Origin of the sequence: Flavobacterium sp. FlaQc-28 (assembly GCF_044007415.1) — a bacterium.
GTDB lineage: Bacteria > Bacteroidota > Bacteroidia > Flavobacteriales > Flavobacteriaceae > Flavobacterium.
On sequence record NZ_JBIPCM010000033.1, the window covers coordinates 1 to 255 of the forward strand.

1 protein-coding gene is annotated in these 255 nt (G+C 40.4%); it reads left to right on the forward strand.

Translation table 11 applies throughout. The annotated features are described in order from the left end of the window. Positions 1-255, forward strand: a 255-nt coding sequence (locus ACHRVL_RS23060) for a hypothetical protein (RefSeq protein ID WP_395415600.1), incomplete at both ends; no start/stop codon positions are given.

Here is a 255-nt window from a genome sequence, read left to right on the forward strand (position 1 = left end):
AAGAATGTGAATTCCAAGTTCATAACTTTGAATACGGAAAATCAACACTTCCTGTCTTAGGAGACTATGTTTGGTATGATGTTAATGGAAATGGTGTACAAGACGAATGGTATGATGCTAATAATGACGGTGTTGTAACTAAAAACATCCCAGACGCAGAGGGTGCCATAGATTACAGTCTTTGGGAATGGATCGATTTTAATGGCGATGGAAGTTATGCTGGTCCAGCAAATGCGGGTGAACTAAATGCCGGTG